Source organism: Boseongicola sp. (assembly GCA_014075275.1).
Taxonomy (GTDB): domain Bacteria; phylum Pseudomonadota; class Alphaproteobacteria; order Rhodobacterales; family Rhodobacteraceae.
The window spans coordinates 3,055,722-3,078,831 of sequence record CP046179.1 but is presented as its reverse complement, the minus strand read 5'-3'; the positions used below and the strand labels follow the sequence as shown (position 1 = coordinate 3,078,831).

The window sequence follows — 23,110 nt, the reverse complement described above, 5'->3', positions numbered from 1 at the left end:
GTGTAACATGTCATTTTTTAAATACCTCGGGGCCGTGTTTGGCCTCGTGCTGGGGCTATCAACGCTAAGTGGCGTCGCCTACGCACAAGACTGTACAACAAAGATCGGCGCTGTTCTGCCAACTTCCGTCGACTGGGGCCGCCCAATTGCCGAAACCGCTCAGTTCGCTGTTGATCAGGTCAATGCCGCTGGCGGTGTCGCCGGATGCCAGATCGAAATGGTTCTGCGCGACACGCAGGTTGACCCCAAAGTCGGCGTCGATGCCGCCAAAGCGCTGGTCGATCTTGAAGGCGTAAATGTCCTGCTTTGCGCTGTCTCTTCCGGCGTTTCCATGCCGATCCTGACGTCCGTCACCGTGCCGGGTGGCGTCATGCAGATGTCCTGCTGCTCATCCTCGACGGCTTTCACCAAATTGTCCGAAGACGGTAAAACCGGCGGCCTGTGGTTCCGCACCTTTGCCACAACTGGCGTTCAATCTGCTGTGGCCGCAAAAGTCGCTTCTGACAATGGCCATAAATCCGTCGCTGTTCTTTATAAGAACGACGATTGGGGCCAGGACATGGCGCGTCTGATCGCAGCTGACTTTGCTGCAGTTGGTGTTGATGTAACCGCTTCTGTCGCCGTCAACGACGGTCAGCCAAGCTATCGCGCCGAAGTAACTCAGGCTCTGGCCAGCAAGCCAGAAGCACTCTACCTCGCTCTGTACCCTGCCGAAGGCACCGCCGCAGTTCGTGAATGGATTTCGCTGGGTGGCACGCAGAACATGATCATGGCCAACTCGATGAAATCCGACGAATTCCGCGAGAACGTCGGCCTGCAATACCTCGGCAAGGCGCTTGGCACCGATACAGCGTCGCCTCGTTCCGCCAGCGCTGACGCTTTCCGCGCAGCCTATGTAGAGCGTTTTGAGTCCGAGCCGAATGGCCCAGGACTGGCCAATAGCTATGACGCTGCCATGATTGCGCTTCTGGCCATGGAAGCCGCCGGCCAAGGTGCCTCGGGCGAAGCGATCGCAGCTGCCGTTGCTAAAGTGACCGATCCAAACGGCACAGCTGTCACCGCCGACACCGCAGGCTTTGCAGCCGCGAAAGAGGTTCTCGCAGGCGGCGGGACTGTGATGTATCAGGGCGCAACCGGCAACGTTCAGTTCGACGAAAACGGCGACGTCTCGGCACCTGCCGTCGTCTGGTCGTTCAATGACAGCGGCACTCAAGAAGTCGAGTATATGTCCTTGACCGACGTAGATGCCTTCATCGCGTCGTTGAAGTAAGCCTTCGGTCTCATACACCGAAAATCTACGGCAAGCCGCCCCACCGGTGGCTTGCCGTTTTTCTTTCCGAGTCTTCGAATTCAGATGGGAATGGCGGCCCCGATAGGAGTCGAACCTATGACCTACCGCTTAGGAGGCGGTTGCTCTATCCTCTGAGCTACGGGGCCTGCGCGCGATGTTTGTGCAATTTCTGCGCTCTGTGCAAGGCACCAAAGTTATCTAACCGGTTGCACGACATGTGAATCCGCGCGACCATTGTCCAACTGCAATAGCACTCACTTCGAAAGTCCCACTTTTCACCATGACGGACAAAAAGATTATCCCGATGAACGACGACATCGACATGCCACCGCGCCGCCCCCTGACACTTCGTGATGTTTCCGAAGCATCGGGCGTGTCCGAAATGACTGTCAGTCGCGTGTTGAGAAACCGGGGCGATGTGTCAGATGCCACCCGCAAAAAGGTGCTGAAAGCTGCCAAGACCCTTGGCTACGTTCCCAACAAGATTGCTGGCGCACTGGCGTCCAGCCGCGTGAACCTGGTCGCCGTCATTATCCCGTCGCTGTCCAATATGGTCTTCCCAGAAGTCATGACCGGCATCAGCGAGGAATTAGATGGCACTCCGTTGCAACCTGTCGTTGGTGTCACGAATTACCTGCCCGAAAAAGAAGAAGAAGTTCTGTTTGAAATGCTGTCCTGGCGACCGTCCGGCGTAATAATCGCCGGGCTGGAACACTCGGACGCCTCCAATGCGATGCTTCGCAGCGCCGGAGTGCCCGTCGTCGAGATCATGGATGTTGATGGCGATCCTGTCGATGCCATGGTTGGTATCAGCCACCGCCGCGCAGGGCGCGAAATGGCCCGTGCCATCGTCAAATCGGGTTACGAAAACATTGGGTTTCTGGGCACCAAGATGGCGCTCGACCACCGCGCCCGCAAGCGTTTCGAGGGTTTCACCGAGGCTTTGGCCAAAGAAGGGCTCGAGGTCATGGATCAGGAATTCTATTCCGGTGGCTCCGCTCTTGCCAAAGGTCGCGAAATGACCGCTGCCATTCTGAAGCGCTCGCCTGACCTCGATTTCCTCTATTACTCAAACGACATGATCGGTGCGGGCGGTTTGCTGTATTGTCTGGAAAACGGCATCTCGGTGCCGGGCGACCTTGGCCTTGCAGGGTTTAACGGCGTCGATCTTTTGGATGGACTTCCAAAACAGCTTGCAACGATGGACGCAGGGCGGCTTGAAATTGGCCGCGAAGCCGCACGTATTGTCGCCGGGCGCAGCGATGGATCCATATCCGAGTCCGGCCAACGCGTTGAACTGTCATCAACACTTCAACCTGGCGAGACGTTGCGCCGCTGGAGTCGCTGACAGACGTTTCGGATTTTTGCTAATTTCAAAATGTCTTCTGCCAAGCGCGGTAAGACATTCTCAAGCCTTCCCACTCACAGTTGTGGAAATTGCGCCTGATCTCGGGGGTTGATCCGGCGCGGTGCGGTGCATCCGCACTTTTCTGGTGAGAGGCAAAATGACCATTCCATATCTAACCCGTCAACGACGGGTATTCCCCCGGTGCGGTGAGGTTGCCCGCACGTCGGCGTTCCGAACTGCCATGACAGGTCACACAGGGGCCACATTATGTGCCTGATCTGCGCTGAAATGCAGCCTTGGATCGATGTCTGCAATTACACCGGGGTTACGCCGGCTGACGAAACGACAACGACCGCAGAGAACAGCCTGCCTGTCTATACGATGGACGAAATCGCAACCCAGTTGACCAACACTTACTGGGGCGGCAACTCATATTCCTTCAACGTCGCTCCCGGCGGATCACTTACTGTCGATCTAACCGGCCTGACGACCGCCGGTCAGGATATGGCCCGCCAATCGCTCGAAGCCTGGAGCGTTGTAACCGGCATCAATTTCATCGAAACTCATGCCAGTCAGGGCACCGCAACCGGCACGGTGGTCGAGGGTCCAGACGCCGGTTCAGGCACGATCACCGCCTACTCCATGTCCGTTGGCGATGATTTCCAGGGTAGCCTGACCGGCACCGTTGATCGCGACTCTGTCGCCGTTACTCTCGCGGCAGGCGAACGTATCACGATCAGCATGTCCGGCGATACCAGCGGCGGCAATGCACTGGACGATCCCTACCTGCGGCTGCGTGACTCTTCGGGCAATTTGCTAATGGAAAGCGACGACCACATTGGATCAGACAGTTTCATCGCCTTTCAGGCTGAAACAGCCGGAACCTATTACATTCAGGCAGGGTCCTTTAACGACGCCAGCCTCGGCGACTATGCCATTGAGGTTCGCAGTGGAATTTCTTCGCCAGACATCGGGTTCGACGACAACAGCAGCAGGGCCTACGCACAATTCTGGACCTCGGGCAGCAACATCGTAAGCTCGCAGATCAATATCGAGGCCAACTGGGCCGGGGGTGCCAATCGCACTGACGGTTATTTCTACCAAACTTACCTGCACGAGATTGGCCACGCCCTCGGGCTGGGTCACGCCGGAAACTACAATGGGGCAGCCACGTATGGCACCGACAACGACTATCTAAACGACAGCTGGCAGGCCTCAGTCATGTCTTATTTCTATCAAACAGAAAATACCTATGTAGATGCCAGCTTCGCCTATGTGATTACGCCGCAAGTTGCTGATATCATTGCAATTCAAAACCTTTATGGTGCGCCAACAGCCAACACCGGCAACGACACCTATGGCAACAACGGCACCACCGGCACCTACCTCGACAGCGCCATGTCGCTGTCGAACGCGGTCTCCTTCACGGTCTTCGACTCCGGCGGCATCGACACTTTCGATTTCGCCGATTTCGGCTTCGATCAAAGAATGGACTTGCGGGAAGAGGCTTCATCGGACCTTGCCGGGCTGAGCGGTAACATCAGCATCGCCCGCGGCACGCTTATCGAATACGGTAAAACCGGCATTGGCGACGATCAGTTAATCGGCAACACCACAGACAATGGCCTCAACGCGGGTGCGGGCGATGATACCCTGTCAGGCGGCAACGGCCATGATGCCCTTGCCGGAGATGCCGGCGCCGACGACCTTGCTGGCGACAGCGGTCACGACTTACTCGAAGGCAGCACTGAAAATGATGTGTTGGATGGCGGCGGCGGAAACGACGCTCTTTTCGGCGATGACATCACCCTTTTAGAACTGTCGAACGCTTTTCCAACCTGGACCCCGCCCGCCGATGCGCAAGCCCTATTGGACGCTGGCGATCTGCTGGCTGTTTGGGACGATATTCTGCTGGATGTCTACTCAATTGCTTAGCGAACTGGATCTAAGCAAAGTAATTGTCTCCAAAGATTATATCGGCTCCACTGCCTCCGAATAGCAGGTCATTTCCTGGGTCACCTGTCAGCAGGTCATCTCCTGCGCCACCGAATACAGTGTCATTCTGACCCCCCGCTTCCACAAAATCATCTCCATCCCCACCAAATAGCAAATCCTCGTCGACATAACCGCGAATAGTGTCATTCCCCGCCGCGCCATCAATAGTGTCACGCCCGAGACCACCCTCAATTGAATCTGCCCCTGCACTACCAAACACTGGCCCAATCAGCGGCGCCACCATTGGCCGGTCTACATTCAGAATATCAGCAATGGTCAAGTCGAGCGCACTCAGCGGCGCGCTATTGGACGTCGTCAGATGAATTACTTCATCGCCATATGAAAGCTGCGCACCCGTCGCCGTCGCCGTCACGGTCAATTGCGAAACATCGGTCAACAAATCGAACGCTGACAGGTCCAACTTATCCGTGCCAAGCTCGAAATCCGCGACCCAATCTTCCACGCCATCTTGCGCAAACACGAACAGATCCGCCCCCGTGCCCCCTGTCAGATAGTCCGATCCTGCGCCATCCAGCACAATATCGTCCCCCGCCCCGGCGGTTATGACATCATCGAAGTCCGACCCAATCATTTGGTCAGACAAGGCAGACCCGCTTAGGCCGCCACCATCACCGATAATCACTGACCCAAGGTCGCTCAGATCATAAGACAAACGCGTCAACCCGGCCTCAAACTCGACACCGCCATAAAGATGCAACGCATTATCCGAAGCGAACATTTCGAGTGAAGACAAAGGCCAAAGCGTCGTCGTCACCTCATCTGCAATCGTCGAAAGATGCACCAACCGGCCACCGGGCAGCATCGTGAACAGCGACACACCCCCATCAGAACCGCCCGCCGCCACATAAACGAAATCGCCAACAATCAGCGTGTCCACAACCGCGATATCATCAAAGCGGGTGTCGGCATCGTCCAACACGTGATCGATGAGCCAAGGCTGCGCGTAGCTATTCACTCCCAGAACAGTTAGCGACGCCGATCCAGTCGACCCGATGACCAATAGTGTTTCACCAAACCTCTGGACGACCTCAACGCCGCTTGGCCCGGAAACCGGCAAGCCTTCTTCAGAGCCATAGTTGCCCCATGGATAAAATGAACCGTCGTTTTGCACCCAAAAGACACTCAACCCATTTTCAGTTGCCGAAGTCGTAACAACAAATTTTTGAGGGGTTGTCCAAGCATCATCATCAATAACAAAACTTGCGCTGGCACTGACGTCGCCAAGGTAAGCCCAGGTTTGATCCAGAAACGAACTTTGTAGGGTTAGTTGCGCCCCGCTGTCCAAATAAAGATCAACACCGCCGCCAACGCGGCCACTGAATAACGCCGAACTCCCCAGAAAACTCACCGCAACCGGCGCAATTAACTCGACCCCGCCCGCAAACAAGCTCTGCCCAACCAACCCACCGGTCGCATCCAGATCAACCATGCCGCCCGCGCTGGCCAGCATCCCCGCAAGCGTCAGCGAGAAACCATCCGCGTCCTCATAAATCCCAAGCTTCGGCGCGATCCCGACCGTGAAATACCCCGTCAACGCCAGCGTCCCAACAGGCGTCAGAGTGCCGTCTGCATTCACTGTTACTTCGGCCACCGCGTTGTCGCTGCGCCCCAGTGCATAAAGCACGGTGCGCCCACCGATCTCCAATACCGCAAGGTCCGAAATCCCTACGGAAAGGCCCAACTCCGACCCGCTTAAAACCTGATCGACAGCCAATTGCGGCACAAGTACCCCCAACAGCAACCGAGCCACCCCTTTGGCCCCGCATCTTTGTCGGCGATTCAGGTAAACATTTGATTGTCAGGAGATTATTTCGAACTTCGTCACATCAACCATACCCCGGTCGGTTATCTTCAACGCGGGAATGACTGGCAGCGCCAGAAAGGCCAGCTGCAAAAACGGCTCCTCCAAGGTCACGCCCAGTGACCGCGCCGCATCGCGCAGTTCAACCAGCCGGTCGCGCACAAATTCAAACGGCTCAAGGCTCATCAGCCCGGCCATCGGCAGCGCCAACTCGGCCAAAACCTCACCGTCGCACGTAACGACAAACCCACCTTCAATTTCTGACAATCGGTTCGCCGCCAACGCCATATCGTCATAGCTGACCCCGACACAGGCAATGTTGTGATGATCGTGACAAACAGTCGAGGCTATCGCCCCCGCCTTCATCCCGAACCCGCGCACAAATCCCGCTGCAATGTTTCCGTTCTTCCCATGCCGTTCCACAACCGCAATCCGCGCCAGATCCCGCGCCGAGTCGGGCCGTTTGTCGCCGTCCACAATCGCAATGTTCTCGTGCAGATGCTCGGTCAGGATCTTGCCTTCAATGATCCCGATCACGTCAGTATCTTCCCGGTTCCCGGTCGTGCGAAAATCGGCGGGACCGACCCGTGGCGCCTTGACCGAATTGCGTCCAACAATCGGCAGCTCCTCCCTACCCATGAAAGCAGCCTCATCCACCAATCGCCCAGCGCAAAACACCTTCGCTGCGTGACACCCCTCAAGACTATCCACAGCGACGATATCCGCCCGCATCCCCGGCGCGATTAGCCCCCGGTCCCTCAACCCAAACGCCTCCGCCGCCGAAAGGCTCGCCGCGCGATAGGCCGCCAACACCGGCGTTCCCAGCGCGATCAACGTGCGGACCATATAATCCAGATGCCCATGCTCGGCGATATCAAGCGGGTTCCGGTCATCGGTGCAAAGACACATATATGGCGACGTCCGCTCGCTCAGAAGCGGTTGTAAAGCGTGCAAATCCTTCGAAACCGACCCCTCGCGGATCAACACCCGCATCCCCTTCTGCAACTTCTCGCGCGCCTCTTCGGCCGTAGTCGCCTCATGCTCGGTCCGAATGCCGGCGGCGATATAGGCGTTCAGATCCTTGCCCGACAAAAGCGGACAGTGCCCGTCAATGTGCCCGCCCTCAAACAACGCAATCTTCGCCATCGCGTCCGGATCCCGATGCACGACACCCGGATAGTTCATGAACTCCGCCAATCCGATCCCGGAAGGATGCCCCATCAGCTCGGCGATATCAGCCGCTTCCAAAGCCGCCCCCGCCGTCTCCATATCAGTCGATGGCACGCACGATGACAATTGCACCCGGATATCCATCAACGTCCTCTCGGACGCCGCCTGAAAATACCGGATCCCCTCGGCACCAATCACATTCGCAATCTCATGCGGATCACAAATCGCCGTCGTCACCCCGCGCGGCGCAACACAGCGATCGAACTCAAACGGAGTTATCAACGAGCTTTCGATATGCAGATGCGTGTCAATGAACCCCGGCACCAAAGTCAGCCCGCTAACATCAACGACAGTCTCGCCTTCATACGCCTCAGCAATCCCGACAATCGTGTCGCCCACAATTGCCACGTCGCCTTCGATGAAATCGCCAGTGATCAGGTCAAACACCCGTCCGCCGCGCAGCACGACATCCGCAGGCACATCCCCGCGACCAGCAGCAATTCGGGTTTCAATCTCGGCCTGACTCATTGCGAAAACTCTCGGGGTAAATTCAATCCCCCGAACCAATCAGACTATGCGCGCCCTGACCAGCCCTTGGGTCAGGCAGGCACCATCGCCATCAGCTCTTTCCAGCGATGACAGGCAACCTCGTGCCCCGATCCATCGCCTTCCAACACCGGCTCGTCCTTCTTGCAGACATCAATGGCGTTCGGACAACGTGTATGGAATTTGCACCCCGACGGCTGGTTCGTGGGCGACGGTATCTCGCCCTCTAATTTCTGTGCCTTACCGCGATCATCCGGGTCCAGCGACGGGATCGCCGAGAAAAGCGCCTTGGTATAAGGATGCCGTGGCCCTTCGAACATTTTCCGCGTCGGGGCCGTTTCAACCAACCGTCCCAGATACATCACCGCCACGTGGTCACAGGTATGCGCCACCACTGACAGATCGTGGCTGATGAACATAAACGTCAGACCCATCTCGCGTTGAATCTCTTTCAGCAGATTTAGCACATCCGCCTGAATAGACACATCCAGCGCCGCAACACTCTCATCCGCCACAATGAACTTCGGCGCCGACACCAAGGCCCGCGCAATCGAAATCCGCTGACGCTGCCCACCAGAAAATGCATGGGGGAACCGGCGCAAATGCTCCAGGTTCAACCGACACTTGGCCGCAATCTCTCGCACCCTCTCATCAGTCTCTTCACGCGAAGATGTCAGCCCCATCACTTCCAACGGCTCAGCAATAATGTCCCGAACCGTCATCCGAGGGGACAGTGCCGCGTAAGGGTCCTGAAAAATCAACTGCGCCCGTTTGCGGTAGTCCTTCAGCTCGTCCTTATCGATGGTTTCAAGATCGTATTCGACTTCTTCATCCGAATAATGTGCAGACCCTGCCGTAATCGGCGCCGCCTTCAACAACGCACGCCCCAAAGTCGTCTTGCCCGACCCGCTTTCGCCAACCAGACCGAAGAACGATCCCTTCTCGATCTCGACCGAGACGTTATCGACCGCCTTCAACACCTGCTTGTTGAAAATCGAACCGCCGATCTGAAATCCAACAGACAGGCCCTTGGCTTTGATCAGAATATCACTCATTCCGCTGCCTCCGAATAGATGTGGCAGCCGACGTGGTGCGTATCACTCACCTTCACATCGCGCGGCAATTTCGACATGCACTGGTCGCCAACGACCTGACCGCACCGGGTGTTGAACACACATCCAGGTGGGCGCTCCAGTGGTGACGGAATATCCCCCGGCACCGGCGACAGGGGCGAATCCAGATCGTCCATCTTCGGCAAGGCGTTCAGCAGCCCTTGAGTATAGGGATGCTTCGGATTGCGGATCACTTCGCGCACCTCACCTTCCTCAATCATCCGGCCCAGATACATCACATTCACTTTGTCCGCTGTCTGGGCAACCACGCCCAGATCGTGGGTGATGAAAATGATGCCCATGTGAAATTCATCCACCAGGTCTTTCATTAGGTCGATCACCTGCGCCTGAATGGTCACATCCAGCGCGGTTGTCGGCTCATCCGCGATCAGCAACTTTGGTCGCGTCGACAGCGCCATAGCAATCATCGCCCGCTGGCGCATACCACCTGACAATTCAAACGCATACTGATTGAACCGGCTGGCCGCGTCCGAGATCCCGACCCTGTCCAGCATCTCAATCGATACTTCCTTACACTTCGCCTTGCTCATGTCCGAGTGCAGCAATAGCTGTTCGACCATTTGCTTGCCGATAGAAATCGCCGGGGCAAAACTCGCCATTGGCTCCTGGAAAATCATCGAAACTGCCCCACCGCGCACAACATTCAATTCGCGCGGCGTTTTCAGCGACAGCACATCAACTGGCCCGTCTTCCGTGTGCAGCGTGATCTTGGATTCAGGCGTATAAACCGCGTTGCGCGCATTCAAATGCATCAACGCCTTGGCGGTCACAGATTTCCCCGATCCGCTTTCGCCGACCAGCCCCATCACCTCGCCCTTGTCGATGGTAAAGCTAACATCATCGACCGCCGTGATCAGACCCTCGTCGGTCTTGAACTTCAGCGTCAGGTTTTCAACTTCGATTAACGCGCTCATTTCTTGGCATCCGAGTAAGGATCGGCGGCATCTCGTAGCCCGTCGCCCACAAAGACGAAGGCCATGACCAGCACGATGAAGAAGACAACCGGGATGAAATACCACTGATAGTTCAGCATCACATCTGCGCTTGTTGCCTTTTGCAGCATAACGCCCAGCGAACTAACCGGGTCTTTCAGACCCAGCCCGATGAACGACAAGGCCGTTTCGCTCAGAACCATATAGGGGAATGAAATCACCAGATCCACGATGATGTAAGACGTGAACGACGGCAGCAGATGCTTGCGAATAACGTGCGGCGACGAAGCCCCGCACAATTGCGCCGCCAGCACATATTCCTGATTTCGTTCGGTTAAAAGATGGGTTCGCACCCGCCGCGCCAATGTTGGCCAGCCGATAAACCCAAGGATGATTGATATGTAGAAGAACCGCGCTTCCGCCGATAATTCAGGCGGCATGAACGCCGCGACCGCCATAAACAGCGGGATCGCGGGCACCGTTCGGACCGCGTCGGTGATCATTTGTAAGACCCCGTCAATCCAGCCGCCGTAGTATCCCGACACCCCCCCGATAATCAGGGCCAGCACGAAGGCAATGAAAACGCCGATGGCCCCCACCTGAAGTGATGTCCAGATCGCATGAAGCGTCCTGCTGAAGATGTCTTGGCCGTCTTCATCCGTGCCAAACAGATGGATCTTCCCGCCCTCAACACCAAACAAATGACGGCTTCCGGGGATAAAACCAAACAGCTTGTAACTGTCGCCTTTCGGGAAAAGCTGAACGTAATGCCGCTCGTCCTCGTTCACTTTGGTCACCCAACGAAAGTTGGTCGCCATCGACCGTTCGCGCTCAACACCATGGATAAAGGGACGCGCCGAACACCCATTGGTGTCGCAGAACTGCGGGATTTGTGGCGCGCCGTTGGTATAGTCCTTATCGCGCCCTGCAATCGTCGGATCATAAGGCGACAGGAACGGCGCGAACAATCCGCTGACGACCAGAACCATCAGCACAACCGCTGCAATCATGGCGGCACGTTGCTTTTTGAACCGCGCCCATATCAGCTGAGTTTGCGACGCCGTAAAATAGGCCTCTTTTGCCTTTTGGTCGTCACCGACGGGGATATCTGTGGTTTCGCTAGTCATCGCCGTCACCTCAGAATGCTTTTGCGGACGCGCGGATCAAGAACCGCAAGCAATACGTCAGTTGCAAAGTTCAGCGACACAATCGACGCCGTTAATAGGAAGATGATCGCCCCCGCCAATTGCTGATCGTTTGACCGCGCAAGCGCTTCGATTAGCAACGCCCCCGCATCCGTCAGAACCAATATCAGCGCGACAATCGGCAACTCGTTAAAGATACGGTTCAAGTCGAACCCCAGCGAATTCACAATCGGGCCCAGCGCATGGCGCGCCGGATAGTTCCACAGCAATTTGCGCCCATGCACACCACGGGCAGACGCCGCCGTCACATACAACTTCCCGATCTCATCCGACATCAACGCCCGCACCGTCTGAAGCGCAAATGCCGTCGCCGACCAGCCCAGAATAAAGATCGGTAACCAGGCATGTTTCAACAAATCGACAAACTTCGCCCACGACCACGGCGCATCTCGGAATCCGTCCGAATACAGCCCGGTCAACGTATTCCCGAAGTAAACCGTCGCTATCAGCATGATCATCAGCGCCAGAAGGAAGTTTGGCATCGCCAGGCCCAAATAGCTGACGACCCGCAGCGAGTTGTTCAGGAAAGGGTTGTTCGAAGCAGCGGCGATGATGCCCACTGGAATGGCGATGGTATAGGCCAGCGTCAAAGCGGCCAGGCAAATGCCCAGGCTCAGCCAGAACTTGTCACCCAAAAGCTGGGCAATATCGACGCGCAAGATGCAACTATCGCCGAAATCTCCGCCAAAGGCGTTGACGATCCAACCGCCCCAGCGCTCCAGAAACGGCCGGTCCAGCCCCAACCGTATACGTTCGGCTTCAAGCTCGTTCGCAATCTGAATGCTGGACCCTTGAGTATTCTTAAATGCCAGATACCGCTCTGCGCAGTCCCCAGGCACTAATTCCATTAACGAGAACACAACCAACGACACGATCAACAGCGTGATCACCGCCATGACCGCGCGTGTCGCCACAAAGCGCGCGAAATTCAGCATGGTTTATCCCCGTCGTTCGGCCACTCTGCCCCGGATTATTCCGGATGTCCCTGACCGTTTTCCCTTCGTAGACCGCGGGCAGGTAAACCCGCCCGCGGCAATTTCATAAGACCAAACCGGGGCCTATTCGTCCAGATACCACTGCGTGGCGCGGTACGGATATGTCCGGTAGTACTCATAAGAATGCGTCTGGAACTCGGTGAAGTTCTTCAGCGCATTGTTCTGATAGATCGGCGCAGGTGCGTTGACCGTGCCGATGAACATCAGGTTCTCTGCCATCGTCTGCGCCATCCGGGCACCGGTTTCAGCAAACGCTGCCGAAGCCTGATCCGCCGACTGAAGCGTGTTGATGTCATCAATCAGACCCTTGGCCCATGCAGGTGGCTCAACACCAGCGCTTCCGCCGCTATCAACCCACTCGGCCCACAACATCGCATTCCGGTTGCCGAAATAGTTCTCATACGGCGGCACCCAAAGTTCGTTGTTGCCAAGGACGATGGCCAATGGCTGACCTTTACGCCACATCGACACATCCAACTGGTTCGAAGACTGCGCAGAACGATATTCGTCCGGCGTAACTTCTTTCACCACTGAAGCAACACCAACTTCTGACCAATACTGCGAAACAAGCTCAACAGTCTGACCCGCGATACCCTGGGTCGAGAAGTTCATGTTCAGGACCAGCTTTTCGCCGTTTGGCAGTTCACGTGCGCCGTCACCGTCGGTGTCAACCATGCCAACCGCATCCAACAGTGCATTCGCAGCCGCCGGATCATACTCGGTCTTATAGGTTTTCAACGACTGATCAGCGAACTCCGGCAAAGGCGAGAAACCAACATACTGTTGCGGTGTGCCCTGACCAAAGAAGCCGACTTCATTCAGCTCTTCACGGTTAATCGCAATCGACATCGCTTCACGGAAACGAATGTCGTTAAACACCGCGCGCTTTGCGTCATCTTCATGCGTTACGTTAAAGCCGAATGCGCCCATTGTAATCTCAGGACGCAGGCGGATTGTATAGTTGCCCTTCTCCTGATTTTCCAAAAGGATCGGTGCCGAAGCCAACTGAAGCGACTGAGATTTATAGTCGATCTCGTTGTTCACCAGCTTCAGAATACGGACTTCGTTGTCGTTGATGTAGACCTCGTCCTGGGTCGGGATATACGGCAACTGCTGACCCGTTGGATCCACTTGGTGGAAATATGGGTTGGCGACCAGATAGCGGCCTTCTGTCGTATCCGTCACATAGATGTGGCTTTCCAACGTTGGCGTGGTGCCTTTTGGCAGACCAGCAACCTTGTCTGGTGCCGACAGCATTGGCGAAGGCGTATCCGTCCAATCCGAGTTTCCAAAGTAGCTCTTGATGGCGTCATAGCCGTTTTCGTAACCAAGGCTCTGGGCATAGCTGTCAGCGTCACCAATGTTTCCGACATCGGCAGATCCAAACCCGTGATCGGCAGCGTTCGCAATCGATCGTCCGCTCCAAACTCTGCCTCTGAAATAAACCCGACACCTGCGCCCGAAGCCACAATCTCGCGCATCGCCTCGCGCCCCTCGACCTCAATCACCGGATCCAAATCCATCCCTTTCGAACTTGCAGCCTCCTCCAGCGCCCGCCGCGTCCGCGACCCCGCCTCACGCAAAACCAAAGGCCACTCGGCCAGCTCCTCGACTGACAAGGAATTCAGCGCCTTCGGCAAAAAACCCTTCGCCGCAATCGCGACAATCGGCGTGCTTCCCAAATCCACCGTGTCCAAATCCGGCGCAGACACCAGATTTGCCACCACCCCAACCTCAGCCTCATAATTCCGAACCCGCCGCAAGACGTCCTCGGTATTCCCCGTATGCACCGAAACAAACACCCGCGGATGCGCCTTGCGAAATCCGCTGACGAACCCCGTCACATGCAGCGCACTATCCGCGATGATCCGCAAATTCCCGGCAATCGCCGCCCGCGAGCGGTCCAACTGCTCACCAATCTGTTCTTCCATCTCGAAGAACTGCCGCGTCATCCGAAACAGGTCTTCGCCGGCTTCGGTCAACCGCACTTGCCGCGCATCGCGATGGAACAACAACACGTCATGCGCCTGCTCCAACTTACGCACCTGATCCGACAGCGATGGCTGCGATTGGTTCATGGCCTCAGCCGCACGGGAAAACCCGGCGTGCAAGGCCACATTGTGAAACGCCCGAAGCTGCGTATAGCGCATCCTAAACCTGCCATCTGAAAAACCTATACTTCGATACCAAACAGAGATTTTACATATGCGTCAACATTCTTCATCAGACAGATAAGCCAACCAAGGACCGCGAAATGACCAAGGCTGACTTCCCTGATCCAAAACTGGGCGAGCCCTATTTGCTGACGCCCGGCCCCCTAACCACGTCCTTTGAAGTGAAAGAGGCGATGCTCTGCGACTGGGGCAGTTGGGATGAAGATTTCCGCGCCATGACCCGCGATCTGCGTGCCCGTCTGCTTGGCATGATCGGCCCCGGTTCGGAAAACTACGATTGCGTGCCGATACAGGGATCAGGCAGCTACGCGGTCGAAGCGATGCTGGGCTCGTTCGTGCCCAAAGACGGCAAAGTTCTGGTCCTCGCCAACGGGGCCTACGGCCTGCGCGCCGCAAAAACGATGGAGTATCTGGGGCGCGACTTCCATTTGCTCGATAAAGGCGACTACATGCCGCCGCGCGGTGCCGAAGTTGCCGCGATCCTCGCCAATGATCCCGCCATCACCCATGTTCTGGCCATTCACTGCGAAACTTCCAGCGGCATCCTGAACCCGGTCGAGGAAATCGCCGCCGCCACCCGCGCCGCAGGTCGTAAACTTCTGATCGACTCGATGTCCGCCTTCGGCGCGCTGCCCCTGCACCCCGAAGAACTCGGCTGCGCCGCCTTCGTCTCATCCGCCAACAAATGTATCGAAGGCGTGCCCGGCTTCGGCTTCGTCATTGCTCGTAAGACCGAGATCACCGCCTCCAAAGGCAACTGCCACTCCTTGTCGCTGGACGTTCACGCCCAGTGGGACACAATGGAGAGAACCGGCCAATGGCGCTTCACACCGCCAACCCACGTGGTCGCCGCCTTCATGAAGGCACTGGATCTGCACGCCGAAGAAGGCGGTGTTCCTGCACGCCTTGCCCGATACACCTCGAACCGCGACATCGTCGTAAACGGCATGCGCGACATCGGCTTCGAAACGCTGCTCGATGATCGCTGGCTCTCGCCCATCATCGTCACCTTCTTCTGCCCGGACGATCCCAACTTTAGCTTCTCTGGGTTTTACGAGGCCATGAAATCGCGCGGCTTCATCATCTACCCCGGCAAGCTGACGGTCGTGGAAAGTTTTCGCATCGGCTGCATCGGCCGGATGGATGGCAACATTATGCACCGGGTTGTCGAAGCCGCCGGTGACGCCTTGAACGAATTGGGGGTCTCAAACGCTGGCCCACCACCCGCCGCACTAGAAGAACGCAAGAAACTCGCCGCGTAACCGACCGGAGGAAAGGGTTAGCCAAAGATTAATGATCCCTAAACCCACCGTTCGCACGCACCGACGTAATACCGACGTGATACCGACGTCGCAAAATCAGGGGAAATCCCATGCCGATCACCACCCCGGTCACCGCAAATGACCGCACATATCCAGCGCCAAAAACCTGCGCAATTGCCATCTGTCTGGATGGTTGCGAGCCCGAATATCTCGAAGTCGCAATCGCCGAAGGCTTGATGCCGACCCTTAAAAAGATGCGCAAAACCGGCACGGATCGGCTCGCCCATTCCGTCATCCCATCCTTCACAAACCCCAACAACATGTCCATCGCAACGGGCCGTCCACCGTCCGTACACGGCATCTGCGGCAACTTCTTGTTCGACCCGGATACCGGCGAAGAAGTCATGATGAACGACGTCCGCTTTCTGCGCGCTCCTACAGTGTTTTCAAAGTTTTACGAGGCAGGCGCACGGGTCGCGGTGGTCACCGCCAAAGACAAGTTGCGCGCCCTTTTGGGGGCAGGTCTCAGCTACGATGAAGACCGCGTCATATGCTTTTCATCCGAGAAATCCGATCAGGCAACAAAGGCCGACAACGGCATCGAAAACGCCAGCCAATGGCTGGGCCGCGAAGTGCCGGAAGTCTACTCCGCCGAACTGTCCGAGTTTGTCTTTGCCGCTGGCGTGAAGCTATTGCGCGAGTGGAGCCCAGACGTCATGTATCTGTCCACCACCGACTACGTTCAGCATAAATTCGCGCCAAACGAACAAGGCGCGAAAGATTTTTATGCCATGTTCGACAAATACTTAGCCGAACTCGACGCCCTAGGTGCCGCCATCGTCGTGACCGCAGATCACGGCATGAAACCCAAACATGACGCCAACGGCGACCCCGCCGTGATCTACGTGCAAGACGTGCTGGACGACTGGCTCGGCAAGGCCGCCGCCCGTGTCATCCTCCCGATCACTGACCCCTACGTGGTCCACCATGGAGCCCTCGGTTCCTTTGCCACGGCGTACCTTCCCGACAGCGCCAGTACCTCTGATATCATCGCCCGTCTCAGCGCCCTGCCAGAGATGCTGGAAGTCGTCGACAAGGCCGAAGCCGTCACCCGGTTCGAGCTTCCGCCAGACCGCATCGGCGACCTCGTTATGGTCTCGACCGAGAACATGACCATCGGCACCAGCGCCCACCGGCACGACCTTGCCGCGCTGAAAGAGCCTCTGCGCAGCCAAGGCGGTTTGACCGAACAGGAAGTCCCGTTCATTGTGAACCGCGTGATTGATCTGGGGAACGCCCCCGACCTTCGCAACTTCGATGCGTTCTTCTACGCAACAACCGCCGCCGCATTGGAAGAGGTGCCCGCATGAACAACCAGAACACAGATTTCCGTGCAGAAGGCATGCGCATTGGCGGCGAAGTTGTCTTCACCGACAAAGTGGTCGAAGTGAAATATCCCTACACCAACGAGGTCATCGGCACCGTTCCCGCCGGAACTGCCGAACACGCCGCCAAAGCCTTTGAAATTGCAGCGAATTACACACCGACCCTATCGCGGTATGAACGCAGCGAGATCCTGAACCGGACCTCGCAACTGATCGGCGAGAAACGCGAATTCCTTGCGAAATGGCTAACCCTAGAATTGGGCATCTGCCATCAGCATGCCATCTATGAGACCAAACGCGCGCAGGACGTGTACCAATTCGCCGCCGGTCAATCTATGATGGACGACGGCGAAATATTCTCGTGCGACCTGACCCACAACGGCAAAGATCGCAAGATCTTCACCAAGCGCGAACCGGTGCGCACGATCAGTGCGATCACGCCGTTCAACCATCCGCTGAACATGGTCAGCCACAAGATCGCACCGTCCATCGCCACCAACAATTGCATGGTCTGCAAACCAACCGAACTGACCCCGCTGACCGCAATTGCTCTGGCGGACATTCTCTACGAAGCTGGTCTTCCCTCGGAAATGTTTCAGATCGTCACCGGCATGCCAGCCGACATTGGCGACGAGATGGTCACCAATGAAAACATCGACATCATCACCTTCACGGGCGGCGTTCCCGTCGGCAAAATGATCGCCGACAAAGCTGGCTACAAACGCACGGCGCTTGAACTCGGCGGAAATGACCCTTTGATCATCCTGAATGACCTCAGCGATGAAGATCTTGAAAAGGCGGCGACAATCGCCGTCGCAGGAGCGACGGGGAACTCCGGCCAGCGCTGCACGGCGGTTAAACGTATCCTCGTGCAGGAAAGCGTTGCCGACAAATTTGTTCCCTTAGTTCTGGAGAAAGCCAAGAAAATCAAGTTTGGCGATCCGCAAGATCCCGAAACGGAACTTGGGTGCGTGATCCACGATGTCGCCGCGGAACTGTTCGAAAAGCGCGTATTCATGGCCGAGGAAGCGGGGGCGAAAATCCTCTACCACCCCGGCCGTCAGGGCGCATTGCTGCCCCCAATCGTAGTCGATCATGTGCCGCATGACAGCGAATTGGTAATGGAAGAAACCTTTGGCCCCATCGTTCCCATCGTCCGCGTGCCAGATGACGATACCGAAGTCATGCGCATTTCAAACTCAACCAACTTCGGCCTTTCATCGGGCGTGTGCACAAACGATCTGAACCGCGCGATTGCTTACATCAACGGGTTGGACGTTGGCACCTGCAACATCTGGGAACAGCCCGGCTACCGCATCGAGATGTCGCCATTCGGCGGGATCAAAGACAGTGGCAACGGTGTAAAGGAAGGCGTCATTGAGGCGATGAAATTCTTCACCAACGTCAAAACCTACTCACTGCCATGGCCTTGATGAGGTGAAAACACCGGTATTGATATGCAAATTGTTGGGTTCACGCTGGGATTATTCGGAGCGGTATTTCTGCTCCTCTTCGCAGTAAGCCTTGTTCGCTCTGGCGTTGAGCGCAACTTCGGTCGGTTGTTTGCCAGCACTCTGGGCAATCAACAGTCGGTTTTCGCGTCGGCACTCACCGGCACCGGATTAGCCATCGCGCTGCAAAGTGCCACTGCCGTCGCTTTGCTCGTCGGGGGATTTGCCGCTGCCGGACATCTATCGTTTCGTGCGGGCCTAACCGCCCTGCTGGGTGCTGATCTTGGATCTGCGATTGTTGTCCAAATACTCGCCCAAGACCTGCGGTTGCTTGAACCACTACTTTTGGTCATCGGCGGATGGCTTTATCTTAAAAGCTCGCAACCAAAAACCAAAGTCATAGGCCAAATTATTCTCGGGTTGGCTCTGATCCTGGTGTCTTTGCATCTTTTGCGCGAGGTCGTGGAGCCACTGCGCGAAAGCCCGATCCTTCCAGCCGCCGCAGCTTACATTGAAAGCGACGCACTTACGGGGTTTTTGATCGGTGCGGCGCTGGCATTTGTTCTTCACTCCAGTGTTGCCGCCATTCTCATGACTATCGCGCTCGTTGCCGCAGGGGGTCTTAGTTTTCAGGCTGGCCTTACCGTCATTCTTGGCGCCAATCTGGGTGGGGCTCTTATTGCGGTCTGGCTGTCGCGTGATCATTCGCCGATGGCCCGACGCATCCCTCTTGCAAATGCCCTGGCAAAAGGGGGCGCCGCATGTGTCATCCTACTGGTTATGGCAACTTTTAATTCCAGCGCCATGCAAGTGCTCGACAGTCCTGCCGGTTCGCTTCTTTTGCTCCATCTTTTGTTCAATGTGGCGGTGCTCGCGATATTTCTTCCCGTCGCCGGTGCACTTGAGCGACCCACGGCTTTGATCTTGCCGGTCAAGCCGTCGCCAGGTGACACGCTTTCCGAATTGATGGCTCAAGTCAGCTCCGTCGATCAACTTAACGGGAATGACAAGGCAAATGCCGCAGTCATAACCACAGCCGCTCAACAAGACATCTTAAAGATGCTGGAAGAAGTCGAACGCATGTATCGTCCAATTTTCGGGCTATTCGACACCTATTCCGACGACACGGCCAACACCATCCGTCAGCGGGATGAACAGGTTAATGCAATGTTCTCCGGCCTACGTCGCTATATCGCTGAACATGCCCGGGGTAATCTTCCCAAGGCAACGATCAAAGAGCTTAGGGCGCAGTTGGACTATGCCATTCGCATCGAAGCCGCCGGAGATCTGGTTGCAAAGCGGATGACCGCGATTGCAAACGAATTGAACGATACAGCTGCAGGGTTTTCGGATGCCGGGCGCGAAGAACTTCAAAGCCTCCACGGATTGGTCTTGGCTGGGTTCGGTCTTGCTCGACACGTCCTGCTTGCTGACGATCTTGAAGCGGCAAGGCGTCTTACCCTCGACAAAGCCAAAGTAAAACGCAAAGAGCGCTCCAGCCGCAAAGCCCACATGAAGCGCCTAGAGCGTTCCAACTCCGACAGCCTTGCCACCAGCGATATGCACCTTGAATTGCTGCGCGCTTTACGAGAGCTATTTGGGCACATCGCCGCCGTAGCGTATCCAATCCTTTACCGCGAAGGACAGGTCCTGGAGACACGGCTTATTTCAGAAGAACCGGAGCAAGACTAATGGCAATCCGTCACACTGAAGGTGAATCCAACACGTCTGATCGCCGGAAAAGCTGGTCTTCCGATGAAACGCACGAACCAACAAAAGACTTACTCAAACGAGACTCGGCGGCATTTCTGCACCAATCGCTTTCCTCTCCTTGCGTGTCGACCATCGCCAAGGCCGAAGGCATCTGGATAGAAGACACATCTGGACGGCGGTTCATGGATTTCCACGGAAATTCGGTTCACCATATCGGCTACGGTCACCCAAGATTGATCGCGGCGATAAAAGATCAGTTGGACTCCCTTCCATTTTCACCCCGCCGCTTTACCAACGATGTTGCTGTCGAATTAGCTGAACGCCTGGCCAATTTAGCTCCTGGTGAGCTAGGCAAAGTGCTGTTCACGACAGGTGGTTCCGACGCCAATGAAGTTGCCCTAAAAATTGCGCGTGCCGCGACCGGACGCTTCAAAACATTGAGCTTCTGGGACGCGTTCCACGGCGCGGGCTTTGGCGCAGCTTCCGTTGGTGGCGAAGCGACCTTCCGTAGTCATATTGCCGGGCCGCTCTTGCCCGGCACCGAACACGTCGCGCCTTTCAACTGCTACCACTGTGCATATGGTCATCCAGGACCAGAAAGCTGCATGTTGGCCTGCGCCAAAATGGTCGACTATGTCCTTGAACGCGAAGGTGATGTCGCCGCAGTCATCGCCGAACCGATGCGTGCTGTTCCTGTGGTGCCGCCTCCAGGTTACTGGAAGGCAGTAAGAGAGGCATGTAACAAGCACGGCTCGCTCTTGATCATGGACGAAATCCCCACAGGATTGGGCAAGACCGGTGAATTGTTCGCGTTCGAACATGACGAAATCGCCCCAGACATTGTGACCCTTGGAAAAGCACTAGGGGGAGGTATTCTTCCAATTGCCGCCGTGGTTGCCCGAAGTGATCTGGATGTCGCAGGTGATTTCGCGATCGGGCATTACACCCACGAAAAGAACCCGGTAACAGCTCGCGCCGCCCTCACAACGCTGGACATCATCGAAGATGAAAATCTGGTCGCGCGTGCCGCTGAAATAGGGAATGTCGCGCTTAATCGGCTGCATGATTCTCTGGGAAAACATGATGTTGTCGGAGATATCCGCGGGCGTGGCTGCATGTTCGGCATCGAAATCGTCTCTGACAAGCAACAACGAACACCGGATCCCGTGCGCGCCGAACGCATTTACTATGACTGCCTGGCAAACGGCCTGTCGTTTAAAATCAGCGCAGGGAATGTCCTTACGCTATCACCTCCTATGACCATCACCACAGACGAACTGAGCAGCGCGCTGAAGATTGTTGAAGATGCGATTAGTGCCTCCTGATCGCGCATTTTCAGCCAGCAGATCACATTGATTAAAGATCTCTGGCATCCAACCAGTAATGCGCTATGAAACTGGCATGATTTCAAGCGACGACAAAGACTTTCTGACGCAACTCTTCAACGCCGCCGTCGAGGCCGCTGACCCACGAAGTGCGATTGCGCGTGTATTGCCCGCAAAGCCCAAGGGACGCACCGTTGTCATCGGTGCTGGCAAAGGCTCTGCCCAAATGGCAGCCGCCTTCGAAGACCTATGGGATGGACCCCTCGAAGGTGTGGTTGTCACGCGCTACGGCTATGGTGCACCGACGCGCACCGTTAGCGTGATTGAAGCCTCGCACCCGGTCCCTGATGAAGCCGGAGAACAGGCGACCAAGGCTCTCCTCAAAGCCGTCGATGGCCTAACTGCAGACGATCTTGTAGTTGCCCTTATCTGCGGCGGTGGTTCCGCCCTGCTTCCAGCCCCGCCCGATGGCATGACATTGGAAGACGAAGCCGACCTCAACCGGGCTCTATTATCGTCAGGCGCCCCGATCTCAGCAATGAATGCCATTCGCAAACAGGTCAGCCAGATAAAAGGCGGACGCCTGGCCGCCGCGGCACATCCGGCCAAAGTTGTTAGCTTGGTAGTCTCCGATGTACCCGGCGATGACCCTGCACAAGTGGCCTCTGGCCCGACTGTTCCAGATCAGGTTACACGGCATGACGCACGCGCTTTGATTTCAGCACACGCAATCCAACTGCCACAAAAGATACAATCTCACCTGGACGGCGAGACAGGTCTGGCACCGGTCCCGGATGATCCCGTGTTTGCAGGCAATGAGGTCCACGTTATAGCCTCTGCTGCAATTTCGCTGGATGCCGCAGCGCAAACATCCGAGAAGCTCGGAATCCCGGCTGTTATCCTATCCGATTCCATCGAAGGCGAAGCGCGGGATGTCGGTCAGGTTCACGCCGCCATTGCCCGTGAAGTGCGCGCAAAGGACCGTCCCTTCACCACGCCGGTCGTCATTTTGTCCGGCGGCGAGACAACGGTGACCATCACCCAATCCGGCGGAAAGGGCGGGCGAAACACCGATTTTCTACTGTCTTTGGCCGGTGGCATCGAAGACCACACAATCACTGCACTGGCAGCCGACACTGACGGCATCGACGGTTCCGAGGACAATGCAGGGGCATTCGCTGATGGCACCACCTGGACCCGAATGCGGGCATCGGGTTTGGACCCGGCGAAGGTGTTGTCGATGCATGATGCCTAGACAGCTTTCGACGCAGTCGATGATATCTTTGCCCCCGGTCCGACTGGCACAAACGTCAACGACTTCCGCGCGATTCTCATCCGATAACCGCCAGTATTCGGCCCCGAT

The 23,110-nt window shown here is 56.5% G+C and carries 14 protein-coding genes, 1 tRNA gene and 3 pseudogenes; 9 read left to right on the top strand and 9 right to left on the bottom strand.

Annotation, left to right across the window (positions count from 1 at the left end; translation table 11 throughout):
• Positions 1 to 7 precede the first annotated feature (7 nt).
• Positions 8 to 1,270 (top strand): ABC transporter substrate-binding protein, encoded by a 1,263-nt coding sequence (locus tag GKR98_15390; protein ID QMU59442.1) that lies wholly within the window; start codon positions 8 to 10, stop codon positions 1,268 to 1,270.
• A gap of 91 nt (positions 1,271 to 1,361) precedes the next feature.
• Here GKR98_15390 and GKR98_15385 read toward each other — a convergent pair.
• A tRNA-Arg gene (locus GKR98_15385) sits at positions 1,362 to 1,437 on the bottom strand.
• Between the two features lie 158 nt (positions 1,438 to 1,595).
• On the opposite strand from GKR98_15385, the gene GKR98_15380 reads away from it, so the two are divergent.
• Together GKR98_15380 and GKR98_15375 are read left to right on the top strand one after the other, a co-directional pair.
• Complete coding sequence (locus GKR98_15380) at positions 1,596 to 2,639, top strand: LacI family DNA-binding transcriptional regulator (protein QMU60131.1); 1,044 nt, start codon at positions 1,596 to 1,598, stop codon at positions 2,637 to 2,639.
• A gap of 504 nt (positions 2,640 to 3,143) precedes the next feature.
• Positions 3,144 to 4,574 carry a hypothetical protein gene (locus GKR98_15375; protein QMU60130.1) on the top strand — a complete coding sequence of 477 codons (1,431 nt, stop codon included), beginning with the start codon at positions 3,144 to 3,146 and terminating at the stop codon, positions 4,572 to 4,574.
• Between the two features lie 10 nt (positions 4,575 to 4,584).
• Here the strand turns inward: GKR98_15375 and GKR98_15370 are convergent, their stop codons facing one another.
• The 8 genes and pseudogenes from GKR98_15370 to GKR98_15335 all read right to left on the bottom strand — a co-directional run bounded on the left by GKR98_15370 (position 4,585) and on the right by GKR98_15335 (position 14,587).
• On the bottom strand, positions 4,585 to 6,405 hold the full coding sequence (locus GKR98_15370) for a hypothetical protein (GenBank protein QMU59441.1): 1,821 nt from the start codon (positions 6,403 to 6,405) through the stop codon (positions 4,585 to 4,587).
• 48 nt (positions 6,406 to 6,453) lie between these two features.
• Complete coding sequence (gene ade, locus GKR98_15365) at positions 6,454 to 8,154, bottom strand: adenine deaminase (protein QMU59440.1); 1,701 nt, start codon at positions 8,152 to 8,154, stop codon at positions 6,454 to 6,456.
• A gap of 71 nt (positions 8,155 to 8,225) precedes the next feature.
• Positions 8,226 to 9,227: an ATP-binding cassette domain-containing protein gene (locus GKR98_15360; protein QMU59439.1), complete on the bottom strand. Its 1,002-nt coding sequence runs from the start codon at positions 9,225 to 9,227 to the stop codon at positions 8,226 to 8,228.
• Positions 9,224 to 10,219, bottom strand: coding sequence for an ATP-binding cassette domain-containing protein (locus GKR98_15355; protein ID QMU59438.1), 996 nt, complete (start codon positions 10,217 to 10,219; stop codon positions 9,224 to 9,226). Before GKR98_15355 ends, GKR98_15360 begins: the two co-directional genes overlap by 4 nt.
• Complete coding sequence (locus GKR98_15350; GenBank protein ID QMU59437.1) at positions 10,216 to 11,364, bottom strand: ABC transporter permease subunit; 1,149 nt, start codon at positions 11,362 to 11,364, stop codon at positions 10,216 to 10,218. Before GKR98_15350 ends, GKR98_15355 begins: the two co-directional genes overlap by 4 nt.
• A 5-nt stretch (positions 11,365 to 11,369) precedes the next feature.
• On the bottom strand, positions 11,370 to 12,377 hold the full coding sequence (locus GKR98_15345) for an ABC transporter permease subunit (protein ID QMU59436.1): 1,008 nt from the start codon (positions 12,375 to 12,377) through the stop codon (positions 11,370 to 11,372).
• 123 nt (positions 12,378 to 12,500) lie between these two features.
• Positions 12,501 to 13,793: pseudogene (locus tag GKR98_15340) on the bottom strand (ABC transporter substrate-binding protein).
• Positions 13,787 to 14,587: pseudogene (locus tag GKR98_15335) on the bottom strand (LysR family transcriptional regulator). The pseudogenes GKR98_15340 and GKR98_15335 overlap by 7 nt, the downstream one beginning before the upstream one ends.
• 104 nt (positions 14,588 to 14,691) lie before the next feature.
• On the opposite strand from GKR98_15335, the gene GKR98_15330 reads away from it, so the two are divergent.
• The 6 genes and pseudogenes from GKR98_15330 (at position 14,692) to GKR98_15305 (ending at position 23,089) form a co-directional block, all read left to right on the top strand.
• Positions 14,692 to 15,873, top strand: a complete 1,182-nt coding sequence (locus GKR98_15330) for a 2-aminoethylphosphonate--pyruvate transaminase (GenBank protein ID QMU59435.1) — start codon at positions 14,692 to 14,694, stop codon at positions 15,871 to 15,873.
• Positions 15,874 to 15,983: 110 nt separating this feature from the next.
• Entirely contained in the window at positions 15,984 to 17,243 is a 1,260-nt protein-coding gene (phnA, locus tag GKR98_15325) for a phosphonoacetate hydrolase (GenBank protein QMU59434.1), read from the top strand.
• Positions 17,240 to 18,691 carry a phosphonoacetaldehyde dehydrogenase gene (phnY, locus tag GKR98_15320; protein ID QMU59433.1) on the top strand — a complete coding sequence of 484 codons (1,452 nt, stop codon included), beginning with the start codon at positions 17,240 to 17,242 and terminating at the stop codon, positions 18,689 to 18,691. Before phnA ends, phnY begins: the two co-directional genes overlap by 4 nt.
• 24 nt (positions 18,692 to 18,715) lie before the next feature.
• Entirely contained in the window at positions 18,716 to 20,401 is a 1,686-nt protein-coding gene (locus GKR98_15315; GenBank protein QMU59432.1) for a Na/Pi cotransporter family protein, read from the top strand.
• On the top strand, positions 20,401 to 21,747 hold the full coding sequence (locus tag GKR98_15310) for an aspartate aminotransferase family protein (protein QMU59431.1): 1,347 nt from the start codon (positions 20,401 to 20,403) through the stop codon (positions 21,745 to 21,747). Before GKR98_15315 ends, GKR98_15310 begins: the two co-directional genes overlap by 1 nt.
• A gap of 76 nt (positions 21,748 to 21,823) precedes the next feature.
• Positions 21,824 to 23,089: pseudogene (locus GKR98_15305) on the top strand (DUF4147 domain-containing protein).
• Positions 23,090 to 23,110: the final 21 nt, after the last annotated feature.

Excerpts from the sequence above, each read along its gene's own strand:
- GKR98_15375 (QMU60130.1), top strand. The coding sequence starts at position 3,144 with ATGGCCCGCCAATCGCTCGAAGCCTGGAGCGTTGTAACCGGCATCAAT.
- GKR98_15355 (QMU59438.1), bottom strand. The coding sequence starts at position 10,219 with ATGAGCGCGTTAATCGAAGTTGAAAACCTGACGCTGAAGTTCAAGACC.
- GKR98_15345 (QMU59436.1), bottom strand. The coding sequence starts at position 12,377 with ATGCTGAATTTCGCGCGCTTTGTGGCGACACGCGCGGTCATGGCGGTG.
- GKR98_15390 (QMU59442.1), top strand. The coding sequence starts at position 8 with ATGTCATTTTTTAAATACCTCGGGGCCGTGTTTGGCCTCGTGCTGGGG.
- GKR98_15350 (QMU59437.1), bottom strand. The coding sequence starts at position 11,364 with ATGACTAGCGAAACCACAGATATCCCCGTCGGTGACGACCAAAAGGCA.
- GKR98_15380 (QMU60131.1), top strand. The coding sequence starts at position 1,596 with ATGAACGACGACATCGACATGCCACCGCGCCGCCCCCTGACACTTCGT.
- GKR98_15310 (QMU59431.1), top strand. The coding sequence starts at position 20,401 with ATGGCAATCCGTCACACTGAAGGTGAATCCAACACGTCTGATCGCCGG.
- phnY (QMU59433.1), top strand. The coding sequence starts at position 17,240 with ATGAACAACCAGAACACAGATTTCCGTGCAGAAGGCATGCGCATTGGC.
- GKR98_15360 (QMU59439.1), bottom strand. The coding sequence starts at position 9,227 with ATGAGTGATATTCTGATCAAAGCCAAGGGCCTGTCTGTTGGATTTCAG.
- ade (QMU59440.1), bottom strand. The coding sequence starts at position 8,154 with ATGAGTCAGGCCGAGATTGAAACCCGAATTGCTGCTGGTCGCGGGGAT.
- GKR98_15315 (QMU59432.1), top strand. The coding sequence starts at position 18,716 with ATGCAAATTGTTGGGTTCACGCTGGGATTATTCGGAGCGGTATTTCTG.
- GKR98_15330 (QMU59435.1), top strand. The coding sequence starts at position 14,692 with ATGACCAAGGCTGACTTCCCTGATCCAAAACTGGGCGAGCCCTATTTG.
- phnA (QMU59434.1), top strand. The coding sequence starts at position 15,984 with ATGCCGATCACCACCCCGGTCACCGCAAATGACCGCACATATCCAGCG.